Below are 12,011 nucleotides of genomic sequence, written 5' to 3' on the forward strand. Positions count from 1 at the left end.
CACTGCGGGCTGTTCACTTCTTTCCACGTCAGCGTCATGTCGTCGTCCATTCCGCTCGAACGTCTCACACTGCCCGTGCTGCTGTCGTCGTGGGCGCGGGTGGTGGACCTGGTGTCGCGCGGCGATCTGCCAGCGGACGAATATGCAGCCGATCTCCAGATTCGGCACGAAATCGCGCAGCGGGTGCGCAGTCGACCAGTGACGGCGGAAACGCGGGAGCTGCTGGCCGAGCTCGACGAATGGTTTCGTGAGGCGACAGAGGCGGTGGAGCAGCCGGTGGAGGGTGGAGACCCTCGGAGGGAGTGGTACTTCTACCGCAGGTTGAGAACTGCGTAAGGTGGGACGGCGTAAGGTCGCACTACGGGAAGGTACTGCGTGCGAGGTTCCCGCGGTCGGGGTCGGGGTCGGGGTCGGGGTTTGGGTCGGGGTCGGGGTCGAAATCAGTCGGGGCTGTCGGCGGCGGTCACGCGCTCATAACACGACGGACACACACCATGGCTGAACTGCGCGCCGGTGTGCGCGGCCACGTACGACTCCACGTGCTGCCAGAAGTCGTCATCATCGCGCACCTTCCGACAATACGAACAAATCGGAATGATCTCGCGCAGTGAGCGCACCTCGGCCAACGCCGACTGCAGATCCACGATCAACTGCTCGCGCTCCGCCTCCACCTGCTTGGCGTCGGTGATGTCCCGCGCCACCGCGTAAATCACGCCCTGATCCGTATCGGGCGCCGCGCTCCAGCGCAGCCAGCGATAGCTGCCGTCCTTGCAGAGATAGCGATTCTCGAAACCGCGAGCCTGTCCGCCGCCGCGCACTGCCTTGTTCTGCGCCAGCGTGCGATCGCGGTCGTCGGGATGCACAAACTCGAAAAACGGCCTGGCCTTGAGTTCATCGATCGTCCAACCCAGGGCGCGCTCCCACGAAGGGCTGAGCCGTCGGAAGTAGCCCGAGAAATCGAGAAAACAGAGCAGGTCGAGCGTGACCGCAAAAAAGCGCTCATCGGGCTCATTGGCCCGCCGCCAGTGCGGGAGTTGCAGCAACGCCAAGTCGACGGCCGCCAAGAGCTCATCGTCGCTGGCCTGCGCGGAAACCAGTGCCAGCGGCGCACCCGGCAACTTCACCTCACGCAGCAGGCTGCGGCTGTCGGCCGAGCCGGTCAGGAGCATCAGGCTGGGCACCGGACCGCGGCGGAGTAATTGGGCAGCCAGCTCCAGCGCCGACGGCGGGCCAGCGACGGCCGGAGAGATCAGGACCAGGTCGGGCTGCACCTGCGCGCAGCGCGCCAGGGCGTCCTCCGCGGCGCCACTTGCGCCCAGCACATGGTGCCCGGCCCCCTCCAGCAGACGAACGAGGGTGTCGGCCCGGTGGCCCGGCGGATGAACCAACAGCAGACTGGCGGCGTGTGGCATGGGTGAAGAAATAGCGACCGCAACAATATGACGCACTTGTCAGATTCGGTACTTTGTGAAACTTTTCACAAGCTCATGGCGTAAGACAGGTATCGCCCCAATTGCCCGGAGAGGTCATGGCCGTGTTCCGTTCGCCCGATTCTTCCAATCAGACGCCCTCGGTCGATCAGCGCTTCCCGACGGATCTCGACGGGCTGTCCGTGCCCAAGCTGACCGTGACCGGCAGCTACTCCGCCGACCCGCGGCCCCATGTGGTCATCGTGGGTGGCGGATTTGGTGGACTCTCCGCAGCGCGGGCCCTCGCCAAGGCGCCGGTGCGCATCACGCTCATTGATCGCACCAATCATCACCTCTTTCAGCCGCTGCTGTATCAGGTGGCGACGGCGGTGCTCAATCCCGCCGACATCAGCGTGCCCATTCGCTGGCTCCTGCGCAAGCAGGACAATGTCACCGTCATCATGGCCGAGGTGGATGCGCTGCAGCCCGACGCGCGCACGGTGTCACTCGACAATGGCACGGTGCAGCTCACCTACGACTATCTCGTCCTGGCCAGTGGGGCACGCCACGCGTATTTCGGCAACCCGCAGTGGGAAACGCATGCGCCGGGGCTCAAGAGTCTCGAAGACGCGCTGGAGATGCGTCGTCGCTTCCTGTTGTCGTTCGAAGCGGCGGAGCGGGCCAGTGCGGCTGATGAGCGTGATGCGCTGCTGACGTTTGTCATCGTCGGTGGTGGTCCGACGGGCGTGGAATTGGCCGGCATGATTCCGGAAGTCACGCGTCATGCGCTCAAGGGCGAGTTCCGTCGCATCGATCCATCGCGCGCGCGTGTGCTGCTGCTGGAAGGGGGGCCGCGCATTCTGCCCACCTTCCCCGAGGCGCTGTCGCAGCGCGCGCAGCAGGACCTCGAATCGCTTGGGGTCACCGTGCGCACCAACTGCATCGTGACCGACGTTGATGCCGACGGCGTGGTGGCCAACGGCGAGCGCATTGCGGCGCATACGGTGTTCTGGGGTGCGGGCAATCAGGCCTCGCCGCTCACGCGGCAACTGGGTGCCACACTCGACCGCGCCGGACGCGTGCGGGTGAACGCCGACCTGAGTGTGCCGGGCCAGCCCAATGTGTTCGTGGTGGGCGACGCGGCGGCAGCAGAGATCAGCGACGGACAGTTCGTGCCTGGTGTGGCACCTGCCGCCAATCAGATGGGCGCACACGCCGGACGCATGATTGCCGCCGATGTGGCGGGCGCGGCACGCTCTGGCTTCCGCTATACCAACAAGGGTGACCTCGCGACCATCGGGCGTCACCGTGCGGTGGCCGTGCTGGCGGGCCGTCAGCTCAGCGGTACCTTCGCGTGGTTGACCTGGCTGTTCGTGCACATTCTCTATCTGGTGGGCCTGCGCAACCGGCTCACGGTGCTCGTGCAATGGGCCTTCCAGTACGTCACCTTCCAGCGCGGCGTGCGGCTCATCACGGGCGACACCGTGCACCGACTGCTCAAGGCCAGTCGCCAGGCGTACGAAAAGCGACGGGTGGCCTAGGCCACCCCTGTCGCGTTGCTTCGCCCCGCCACATAGTTGGTGGCAAGCAGGGACCTTGAGTCCTGTCAGGCGTTCAGTTCCGAAGGGGACAATCAATGTCATCGACGCAGTTCTTGCAGCCTGATACAGTGTTGGAAGTCCGTCAGCTCAAGCGCCTGTATCGTGCTGGCCTGCTGGCGTTGCTGCTGATTGCAGCCATCGTGGCAGTGGGTGTGGCGGCGCTCGAGTACTCCGCGCGCTGGGTTCAGCACACGCGTGAGGTGCTGCGGGCCGTGCGAGAACTGCAGACCAGCCTGTTGCAGTTGGAGTCTCGTGCGCTGCAATCAGCCGTTGCACGCCAGCCGGCGGACCGTCAGGTCGCGCCGCGCGCGTCGGAAACTGAGCGGCTCGCAACCGGCACGACCATACGGGATACCGCGGGCTATCGCTCGCAAACGCAGGCCCCTTGGTCGAGCGCCCACATTGAGGCGCAGCTGGCCCGTTTGCTGACATTGACGGCGGACAATCCGTCTCAGCAGGAACGCGCGCGCATGTTGGCAGAGGCCGTGAACCAATGGGCCGCGCAGCGGGCTGCGCTGCTCAGCGGGGCGACGGCGGTGGCCATCGATACTCCGACGGCGGCCCTGCAACAGGTGCTGCAGGAATTCCAGCAGGAAGAGTCGAACCTGTACAGTTTGCGCGTGGCGCGGCAACAGCGCTGGCGCGTCACTCTGGTGCTCGTTGTGCTGGCGGCGCTGACTCTGGTGGCCTTTGCGCTGCACCGCATGACCAGCAACGTCCTGCGTGAAGCCGGCAACCGGAGACGGGTCGAGGGCGAACGTGATCGCGCCCAGGCTCTGCTGAATTTTGCACTCGAACGCTCGCCGCTTGCCGTGGCGGTGCTGGAGCCTGACGACAGTCTGCGCGTGGCAAACGATGCGTGGCGGGCACTGGAGCCGATGGGACGAGCCCATGCGACGGCGGCGGGATTGCCACTCGCCGATGAACTTGCTGCCGTAGTGGAGCGCGTAAGGCGAACCGGTGAGCCTGCCGTTGCCGAGGTCGTGGTGTCCGACACGCGTGCCGTGAACATGCTGGACCGTGAGGAGTCGCCCACTCTTGCGCCGAAGATGGCCGACCGGATTCTGCTCGCCAGCGCTCACCGCATCGACGCGGATTCAGACGCCGCAATTGGGCTGGTGCTGCTGGATGTCAGTGAACAGCGCTGGCTCGAAACGCAATTGCGGCATGCGCAACGCATGGAGTCGCTTGGGCGCCTGGCCAGTGGCGTGGCGCACGATATCAACAATGTCGTCACGGCCATCATGGGCTTTGCCGACATGGCCATTGCCGGCGTGCGTTCGCCCGACGCGCTTTCTCAGGTCGACAACGATCTCCAGCAGGTCCGTCGGGCCGCCGACCGGGCTGCAGTCATGGCCAAACAACTGCTGGCGTTCAGCCGGCGGCGCATCGCGCAGCAACGCCCGCTCGATCTGAGTGATGTGGTCCGGGATATCGAGCCCATGTTGCGCCGCATTTTGGGTTCGCATGTACAGTTCGAGGTGCGCGCCGATTCGCAGGGCTGGGCCGTGCGCGCTGATCCCGGTCAGATCGAGCAGGTGCTGCTGAATCTCGCCATCAATGCACGCGACGCCATGGAGCGAGGCGGCGACCTGACCGTCACGGTTCACACAGCCGATCGCCATGAGATGATGACCGCGGCTGCGCGGCGTGCCTGGCAGTCTGACCTGGCACGGTCCGACGATGGATGCTCTGACGTGGGAGAAGGCGTCTGTTTGACGGTACGCGATACGGGCGGTGGCATACCACCGGCCGTGCTGTCGCGCATGTTCGAACCATTCTTCACGACCAAGGCGGAAGAGAAGGGAACTGGTCTTGGACTTGCCACGGTCCGACAGATTGTCGACTCCCTTGGCGGCTTCGTGACCATACACAGCAAAGTCGGTGAAGGCACGAGCCTCTCCGTGTACCTGCCTCGAACCGCGGGCGATCCGGAGCCGCTGCGTATCCGCGTTTCACGGACACCCGTCAACAAGCGGTCGGGTATGGTACTCGTGGCTGAGGATGACCGTGATGTGCGCTATCTCATGGAGCATGTGCTCAGCGACGCGGGATACACGGTGCACACGGCACGGAACGGTCGTGAAGCCTTGAGCGCCATTGAACGCGCCAGTGCCCCCTATCAGCTGCTCATCACCGACCTGGTGATGCCAGCCGTCGGCGGTGTCGGACTCGGCTCGCACGCGATTGTGGAGGAGCGCGTGGCCCATGTGCTCTACATATCGGGCTACCAGGCCGACTCCTTTGGTGAGCAGACCACTCTCCCGCAGCATGCGCGCATTCTCGCCAAGCCCTTTACGCCAGCCGACTTGCTGGCGGCGGTTGCGGAGGCCATGGAGTAAGCCATGCAGGCGGGCGCGACGTACGCCGCGCCAAACGCCGCTCAGCGCAAGTCGAACACGTATCGCTGCAACTCGTTGATTTGCGTTTCCTGCAATGCCACCTCGTACGCCAAGATGTCACCGCTCGTGATCACTCCCACGAGAGTGGGCCCGTCCTGCACCGGCACATGGCGAATGCGGCGTGACGACATGAGCGCGCGGCACTCGGCGATGGCCTGATCGGCAGACACGGTGACCACGCTACCCGTCATGACTTCCGACACCGGTGTCAGGGCCGGGTCGAGGCCCGTTGCGACCACGCGCCGCATGACGTCGCGTTCGGTGAAAATGCCCACCAGTTGCCCCTGGTCGAGCACGAGCACACCACCGATGCCATGATCGTTCATCACCCGTGCGGCGTCGCGTACGCTGGTGGCCGGCGACAGGGACACTACACCAGGGCCTTTGCGGGCCAGCAGATCACGAATCGTGGACATCCGGTCCTCCGAACGAAGCGGGTCGTACCACCTGAGGCATGAGAGACCTTACCGCCCGTGACGTCATGACGCCAGTTTTCCTGCATGACCCGACGCAATCAACTGGCCCTCGGCCTCTCCCTGCTGTCGCTCGCGCTGCTCTGGCCCGGGCTCACTGAGCCGGTGCTGACCATTCGCGCCACCATCGAGATGTTTGGCGTGGAGCGAGAGCTCACCAACGAAACACGCAGCGTGGTGGGCGCCATTCGCAGCCTGCACGACTCGGGCAACGATTTTGTGGCCGGGCTCATCCTGCTCTTCAGCGTACTCGTGCCGCTCACCAAGGCCCTGCTGGCGCTGCCGATTCTTTTTGGCAGAGCAGCGGGCCGTGAGCGTCTGACGCGCTTTGTCCAGGCCATCAGCAAGTGGTCCATGGCTGATGTGTTTGCCGTGGGGATGCTCATCGCACTGCTGGTGGCGCGGGGCACGGCCAACCTCTCGGCCATTGCCGGCCCCGGCTTCTACTTCTTTACCGCGTACTGCCTCGTGTCGAACGCGGCGTTCCAGCTGCTCCAGCCGGCGGCGTCTTCGCGGGCGTGATGCGGAACTTGGCCAGCGGCTTCTGGTCCATGAACACCATGCCCTCAATCACCTGCTCGGCGCCCATCTGGCCATCGTGCTCGAGCAAACGCCCCTCGGGTGCCGTCACGCGGAACCGAATGCGCGTGCCCTCGCGGACCACGTTGGAGATGGGCCCCGAGCCCTGACCCGGCACGGTGGCGGTGCCGGTAGTGGCGCCATTGGTGGTGGTGAAGGCATACAGCACCGGCACCGTGATGGCGCTGTCACCCAACTGCACGGTGGCGGTGCCGTTCCAGGAACCCTGAAGCGCCGCCGTGCCAGCGGCACCGGGTTTGGCGCTGGTGGCTTTCCCGGCCCCCGGCTTCGCGCCACCGGCTCTCGTGCTCTGGGCCCCAGCCAGGCCTGGCGCGGCCAGCAAGGCGACGGCCAGCAACACGCGGCTGGTCATGACAACGGATCGGCGGGTTTCCAGAGCGGACATGGCTATACTCCACAGGCAAGTGGGGTGCCGAGTGTTCGACTCGGCGCTCCGTGAAAACTGTCATCGGGTTGCGGTTTGCGACACTCCGCAACGTCGCTCCGTCTCGGAAAACTGTCAGTCGTTGATATGGCCGAGCCCTTCAAGGAGTTCCTCAACGCACCACTCGTGCGTCACGCGGCGCGTCATTTGCAGTCGCTCGACGCGCGCTTCAGTGCGTCGCGATTCGAGCGCGCCGTGGTACCACAGCTCTCCGCGCTTGAACTCAAGGCGCGAGCGCTCTGCATTGCCGACGCGCTGGCCGAGCATCTGCCAGCGGACTTTGGCGATGCCACCGATCTGCTGACGCGTGCGCTGGCCTCCGCTCCGGCCAATGCCGACGCGGTCATGGGTGACGCCGCACAGGCCGCTTCGCGCGAGGGGCTGTCGGGGTGGATTCTGTGGCCGGTGGGCGAGTACGTGGCGCGCCGCGGCGTTGAGGAGCCGGAGCGTGCCCTGACCTTCCTGCACGCCATGACGCAGCGCTTCACGGCGGAGTTTGCCATCCGGCCGTTGATCGTGGCGCACGAGGCGCTGGTGCTGGAGCACCTGAAACGTTGGATGCACGACCCCAGTGCGCATGTGCGGCGGCTCGTGAGTGAGGGTACGCGACCGCGTCTACCGTGGGGGCTGCAGCTCAAGCGATTCATCGCCGATCCCTCGCCTTGCGTGCCGTTGCTCGAGCACCTCGTCAACGACTCCAGCGACTATGTGCGTCGCAGCGTGGCCAATCACCTCAACGACATCGCCAAGGATCATCCCGATCGTGTGGTGGCCTTTGTCACGCGACACTTGCCCAATGCGCCGGAAGAGCGGCGCGCCCTGCTGCGTCACGCCAGTCGCACACTCATCAAGCAGGGGTATGCGGCAGCACTGGATGCGTGGGGCCACGGCACGCCGTTTCGTGGCCAGGCGGAGCTCTCGCTCTCGCCGCGGCGCATTGCGCTCGGTCAGGCGGTCATGTTGGAAGCGCAGTTGACGGCCACAGCGCGCACGCCGCAGGAGCTGGTGGTGGACTACGTGGTGCATCATGTCAAAGCCAACGGCGAGACATCGCCCAAGGTGTTCAAGGGCTGGCGCCTCACCCTCGCGCCGGGTGAGACGCGCGTGCTGACACGCAAGCACAACGTCAAACCCATCACCACGCGGCGCTACTACGCTGGCCGTCATGAGATCGCGCTGCAGATCAACGGCAAGGACGTGGCGCGAGACGCGTTCACGCTCACACTGCCGCGTTGACGCCTCGCATGCCGTGGCTCAGGAAGAACGATGGGTCGTGGATGGTGCGCGGCTATCATGATGTGATGGCATCGTTGCGTGACGCGCGTCTGGTTTCGGGTCCCGAAGGCACTCCGGATCGGCTGCGCTATCCGTCACTCGATGCCGCTGCGGACTTGCAGCGCGTTACCCTGGCGGCATGGCAGTCCGTCGCCCCCGGCGACGTGGAACTGGTGTCCACCGTGGGCCGTTCCTTTGGGGTCACGGCGGCGGGCATGGTGCTTGGCATGTCCGACGCGGAGGTGAGATCCCTGCTGCCTCTGGCCGAGGTGGTCTGGCGCGAGTCCGCCATGGCGACGTCTTCGGCATCCTCGTCGGCGGCGCGCGAGGCAACCGCCGCACTGGCCGCCGCGTTCAAGAGCCAAGCGCCCACGCACGTGCAGGCGTTCGTGGCCCTCACCCACAGTCTTCCCGCTCTCGTGTCCAACGTGATGGTGCATTCCCTTCTGGCCAACGCGGAGTGGCCAGCGGCCGACGATGAGTCGTTGCGGCCCGGCTCCGGCCGCGCTGTGCTCGATGAGTGGCTCCGCTGCTGCGCGCCGGTGCGCTACGTGTACCGGCAGGCAGCCCAGCGGCTCGTCATGAATGGCGATGCGATAGAGCCTGGAACGTCCGTCACGGTGGACCTGGAATCTGCCAACTTCGACCCTTCGGTCTTTCCGGAGCCCGGTTTGGTGCGGCCAGGGTCGCGCCGCGCCGCGCATGTGGCGTTCGGGGTGGCGCCGCACGCTTGCCGTGGAGCCACGACCGTGCACGTGGCCCTCGCCGCCTTTCTCGAGGCCTGGTCCGCATTCGGGCAGACACATCGTCTTGCACTCATGAGCACACACGCAGAAACTGATTTCGTGGCCATGCGCACATGGAAGCGCGCCGTAATGCGCGTGGAGGTCGCGTGATGTGTGCGTGGCGGGTTGCTCGGCGCATGCGTCGGTTGCCCCTGGTGGTCTTGCAATGCGCGGTGCTGCTCATGCCTGCGACGTTTCCCGCTGAACTGCGTGCGCAGACCGTGGAGGCGCAGGTCACCACGGGCGTCATCGTGGGACGCATCGTGGAAGCGCTGACCGAGGCGCCCATTGTCGGCGCCACGGTGCGCGTGCTCGATCAGGACGTGGTGGTGCAAAGTGACGCGGCCGGCCGCTTCACGCTGCGTGGCGTGCGGCAGGGCATTGTCACGCTCGACATCCGCCGACTGGGCTACGCGCCGGTTCGCCGCGGTGACATCGCGGTGTCACCGGCCAAACCGGCGGAAGTGACGATCACACTGCAGCCCATCGATCAACAGCTCGAGCAGGTGACGGTGCGCCCGGAGGCGTTCCCGGCGCTGCGTCCCTCGTCTACGCCGGTGTCCACGCAGAGCTACGACGCCGAGGAAGTGCGCCGACAGCCGGGAGCGCAGGAGGACGTGCTGCGCGCCGTGAGCATCGCGCCCGGTGTGGGGGTGACCAGCGCCGCGCGCAATGATCTCGTGGTGCGCGGCGGTGCGCCGTTCGAGAATCTGTTCGTGGTGGACAATATCGAAGTGCCGAACATCAATCACTTCGGCTCGCAGGGCTCGACGGGCGGTCCCATCTCGCTCATCAACATTCGCTTCGTGGAGTCGGCGGCGCTCTCCGCTGGTGGCTTTGGTGCGCGCTACGGTGATCGTACTTCGTCGGCCACCACCATTACGCTGCGCGAGGGCAACACCGAGCGCATCGCGGGCGAGGTGAACGTGGCCGCAACACAGTTCGGTGCCGTGCTGGAGGGGCCCATTGGCAGCAAGGGCTCGTTCTTTGCCAACGTGCGGCAGAGCTATCTCGACCTGCTGTTCAAGGCCATCGGGCTGTCGTTCATTCCGGCCTACACCGACGCCACTGCCAAGGCCGTGTGGCGCCCTACCACGCGTGACGCCTTCAGTGTGCTCACGATTGCCGCACGTGGCACGATCAGCTTCGACAACAGCACTGACTCCGCGCGCGTGAACAACTCGCAGGTGCTGGCGCCGGTGCAGGATCAGTACTTCAGCGGCCTCACCTGGAAGCGGCTCCTGCCGCGCGGCGTGGTGACCACGACACTCGGTCGAACGTGGACACGTTTCGTGACGGCACAGCGCGACAGTCTGCTGCAGCCCATCTTCGAGAATCGCAGCACCGAAGGGGAGAACAGTCTGCGCAGCGACCTCACCTGGGTGGCACGCCGTGGACTCGAGATTGAGGCCGGTGTCCAGTGGCGCTACGCGAGCACGCTGCGCTACGACGCCACTCTGGCCGGCTTCACGCGCCGCGACGAGACGGGTGTCGCACAGCCGCTGCGGGTGGACACGAGCTTCACGGCGTGGCGACAGGCCAGCTATGCACAGGCCAGTTGGCAGGCCCTGCCCAGGCTGCGGGTGTCGGGTGGCCTGCGGAGCGACTGGTACGGTTTCCTGAACGATGCCTGGCGGCTCTCGCCGCGCGGGAATGTCGCATTCCGTGTGAACGAAGCCACCACGCTGTCGCTGGCCGGTGGACGGTACTGGCAGGCGCCGAGTTACATCTGGCTGGTGGGCGATGCGGGAAACGCCGAGCGATTGAAGCCCTTCCGTGCCGATCAGTTGGTGGCTGGTGTCACACGTGTGGTGGGCAGCGATCTCAAACTGCAGTTCGAAGTGTACGGCAAGCGCTATGCCGACTTCCCGTCGCGGCAGTTCCGCCCGCAGGCCGTGCTCGCGCCGAGCGGATTTGATGACGCCACCACGGACATTCCGTTTGGTCTTGAGCCGTTGACCTCTCAGGGTACAGGGCAGGTGATCGGTGCCGAGGCGTTTGCCCAGAAGAAGTTTGGTGCGACGCCGTGGTATGGGCAGGCCAGCCTGAGCTGGAATCGTGCGAGGTTCGCCGGTCTCGACGGTGTGGACCGGCCCGGTGCGTTTGACACGCCCGTGCTGGCCAACGTGGTGCTGGGTTGGCGACCGAATGCAAAGTGGGAGGTGGCGACGCGTGTGCGTGCAGCGTCCGGGCTGCGCTACACACCGTTCCGCGAAAGTGGTACGTTGGCGGGAACGTTGGACTTCACGCAGTACCTGTCCGACCGATTGCCGACGTTCTTCGCCGCCGATTTGCGCATCGATCGCCGCTTCATCATCGGCAATCGTCAGTTGATTGCGTTTCTCGATCTGCAGAACGTGAGCAACCGGAACAACGTCGGAGCCCCGCAGTGGAATCCGCGCCTTCGGGTGGCGGAGTTCAACGAGGGCGCCGGATTGCTGCCCTCCATCGGTTTGAACTTCGAATTCTGAGCCTGCCGCGACGCTGCCATCATGCTCGATCGTCTTTTTACTCCTCGCTCCCAGGCGGCTGTGAACGCCCGCTTCGACGAATTCACGCTGCCGTCCATAGACGGTGGGCAGTTGGCCATGCGCGACTATGCCGGCAAGGTGGTCCTGCTGGTCAATGTCGCCAGTCAGTGCGGCTTCACGCCGCAGTATGCGGGACTGGAGGCCCTGTGGCGACGCTACAGGGATCGTGGCCTTGTGATCATCGGTTCACCCTGCGATCAGTTCGGCAATCAGGAGCCGGGCAGTGAAGCCGACATTGCCGCGTTCTGCCAACTGAACTACGACGTGACCTTCCCGCTGAGTGCCAAACTGGATGTGAACGGCGATCAGGCGCATCCGTTGTGGCGCTGGCTGCGTGTGTCGGCGCCGGGCGTACTCAAGACCGAGGCCATCAAGTGGAACTTCACCAAGTTCCTGGTGGATCGCCGCGGGCAGGTGCTCAATCGCTACGCGTCCACCGCGACGCCGGAGTCGCTGGCGGCTGACATCGAGCGGGCGTTGGCGGACACGCCCTGAGTGGTCAGGCGGCGAG

The 12,011-nt window shown here is 65.4% G+C and carries 11 protein-coding genes; 8 read left to right on the forward strand and 3 right to left on the reverse strand.

What is annotated here, in order from left to right:
* The first annotated feature begins 36 nt into the window (after positions 1-36).
* Positions 37-336 (forward strand): hypothetical protein, encoded by a 300-nt coding sequence (locus B2747_RS15770; RefSeq protein ID WP_291163055.1) that lies wholly within the window; start codon positions 37-39, stop codon positions 334-336.
* A gap of 104 nt (positions 337-440) precedes the next feature.
* Here the strand turns inward: B2747_RS15770 and B2747_RS15775 are convergent, their stop codons facing one another.
* Complete coding sequence (locus B2747_RS15775) at positions 441-1,412, reverse strand: PAS domain S-box protein (protein ID WP_291163058.1); 972 nt, start codon at positions 1,410-1,412, stop codon at positions 441-443.
* A 116-nt stretch (positions 1,413-1,528) separates the two neighbouring features.
* On the opposite strand from B2747_RS15775, the gene B2747_RS15780 reads away from it, so the two are divergent.
* A complete protein-coding gene (locus B2747_RS15780; RefSeq protein WP_291163061.1) occupies positions 1,529-2,950 on the forward strand; it encodes an NAD(P)/FAD-dependent oxidoreductase in 1,422 nt (473 codons plus the stop codon).
* Between the two features lie 113 nt (positions 2,951-3,063).
* Positions 3,064-5,352 (forward strand): ATP-binding protein, encoded by a 2,289-nt coding sequence (locus tag B2747_RS15785; RefSeq protein ID WP_291163064.1) that lies wholly within the window; start codon positions 3,064-3,066, stop codon positions 5,350-5,352.
* 41 nt (positions 5,353-5,393) lie between these two features.
* Here the strand turns inward: B2747_RS15785 and B2747_RS15790 are convergent, their stop codons facing one another.
* The gene (locus tag B2747_RS15790; protein ID WP_291163067.1) at positions 5,394-5,828 is read right to left on the reverse strand and encodes a CBS domain-containing protein; all 435 of its coding nucleotides are present in this window, start codon (positions 5,826-5,828) and stop codon (positions 5,394-5,396) included.
* A gap of 84 nt (positions 5,829-5,912) precedes the next feature.
* Between B2747_RS15790 and B2747_RS15795 the strand changes: the two genes are divergently transcribed.
* The gene (locus B2747_RS15795; RefSeq protein WP_291163070.1) at positions 5,913-6,407 is read left to right on the forward strand and encodes a paraquat-inducible protein A; all 495 of its coding nucleotides are present in this window, start codon (positions 5,913-5,915) and stop codon (positions 6,405-6,407) included.
* On the opposite strand, the gene B2747_RS15800 is transcribed toward B2747_RS15795, so the two are convergent.
* Positions 6,337-6,870 (reverse strand): hypothetical protein, encoded by a 534-nt coding sequence (locus B2747_RS15800; protein ID WP_291163073.1) that lies wholly within the window; start codon positions 6,868-6,870, stop codon positions 6,337-6,339. The two genes, B2747_RS15795 and B2747_RS15800, sit on opposite strands and share 71 nt — an antisense overlap.
* A 126-nt stretch (positions 6,871-6,996) precedes the next feature.
* On the opposite strand from B2747_RS15800, the gene B2747_RS15805 reads away from it, so the two are divergent.
* Genes B2747_RS15805 through B2747_RS15820 form a run of 4 tightly spaced genes read left to right on the forward strand, consistent with a single transcriptional unit; the run spans position 6,997 to position 11,995 of the window.
* The gene (locus B2747_RS15805) at positions 6,997-8,145 is read left to right on the forward strand and encodes a DNA alkylation repair protein (RefSeq protein ID WP_291163074.1); all 1,149 of its coding nucleotides are present in this window, start codon (positions 6,997-6,999) and stop codon (positions 8,143-8,145) included.
* Positions 8,146-8,153: 8 nt separating this feature from the next.
* Entirely contained in the window at positions 8,154-9,080 is a 927-nt protein-coding gene (locus B2747_RS15810; RefSeq protein WP_291163077.1) for a cytochrome P450, read from the forward strand.
* Positions 9,081-9,106: 26 nt separating this feature from the next.
* A complete protein-coding gene (locus B2747_RS15815) occupies positions 9,107-11,440 on the forward strand; it encodes a TonB-dependent receptor (RefSeq protein WP_291163079.1) in 2,334 nt (777 codons plus the stop codon).
* A 21-nt stretch (positions 11,441-11,461) separates the two neighbouring features.
* Complete coding sequence (locus B2747_RS15820; RefSeq protein ID WP_291163082.1) at positions 11,462-11,995, forward strand: glutathione peroxidase; 534 nt, start codon at positions 11,462-11,464, stop codon at positions 11,993-11,995.
* Positions 11,996-12,011 lie beyond the last annotated feature (16 nt).

Origin of the sequence: Gemmatimonas sp. UBA7669, assembly GCF_002483225.1 — a bacterium.
GTDB lineage: Bacteria > Gemmatimonadota > Gemmatimonadetes > Gemmatimonadales > Gemmatimonadaceae > Gemmatimonas.

Excerpts from the sequence above, each read along its gene's own strand:
- B2747_RS15780 (WP_291163061.1), top strand. The coding sequence starts at position 1,529 with ATGGCCGTGTTCCGTTCGCCCGATTCTTCCAATCAGACGCCCTCGGTC.
- B2747_RS15800 (WP_291163073.1), bottom strand. The coding sequence starts at position 6,870 with ATGTCCGCTCTGGAAACCCGCCGATCCGTTGTCATGACCAGCCGCGTG.
- B2747_RS15795 (WP_291163070.1), top strand. The coding sequence starts at position 5,913 with ATGACCCGACGCAATCAACTGGCCCTCGGCCTCTCCCTGCTGTCGCTC.
- B2747_RS15805 (WP_291163074.1), top strand. The coding sequence starts at position 6,997 with ATGGCCGAGCCCTTCAAGGAGTTCCTCAACGCACCACTCGTGCGTCAC.
- B2747_RS15790 (WP_291163067.1), bottom strand. The coding sequence starts at position 5,828 with ATGTCCACGATTCGTGATCTGCTGGCCCGCAAAGGCCCTGGTGTAGTG.
- B2747_RS15775 (WP_291163058.1), bottom strand. The coding sequence starts at position 1,412 with ATGCCACACGCCGCCAGTCTGCTGTTGGTTCATCCGCCGGGCCACCGG.
- B2747_RS15815 (WP_291163079.1), top strand. The coding sequence starts at position 9,107 with ATGCGTCGGTTGCCCCTGGTGGTCTTGCAATGCGCGGTGCTGCTCATG.
- B2747_RS15820 (WP_291163082.1), top strand. The coding sequence starts at position 11,462 with ATGCTCGATCGTCTTTTTACTCCTCGCTCCCAGGCGGCTGTGAACGCC.
- B2747_RS15770 (WP_291163055.1), top strand. The coding sequence starts at position 37 with ATGTCGTCGTCCATTCCGCTCGAACGTCTCACACTGCCCGTGCTGCTG.
- B2747_RS15810 (WP_291163077.1), top strand. The coding sequence starts at position 8,154 with ATGCCGTGGCTCAGGAAGAACGATGGGTCGTGGATGGTGCGCGGCTAT.